We start from the raw sequence: 227 nt of genomic DNA on the forward strand, positions 1-227 counted from the left end.
TTTCGCTTGAGGACTTGCCGCCGGACAAGCGCGGCCAAGTGATGGAAGTCGTCGATGAACTCGGGGAAACGGTTGCCCTTGATGTGCTCATTTTGATCGATACGAGCGGGAGCATGAAAACAAAACTGCCGACCGTCAAAGAGGCGCTCATCGATTTATCGCTCAGCTTAAATGCGCGCATGGGCGAAAACCGCTTTTCGGTGTTCATCTTCCCGGGAAAACGGGCG

At 54.2% G+C, this 227-nt stretch carries 1 pseudogene; it reads left to right on the forward strand.

Going from position 1 to position 227, the window contains the following annotated elements:
• A pseudogene (locus LD028_RS09855) lies at positions 1 to 227 on the forward strand (hypothetical protein); the annotation flags it as partial.

This window comes from Anoxybacillus sp. LAT27 (assembly GCF_022030075.1).
Lineage (GTDB): Bacteria > Bacillota > Bacilli > Bacillales > Anoxybacillaceae > Anoxybacillus > Anoxybacillus kestanbolensis.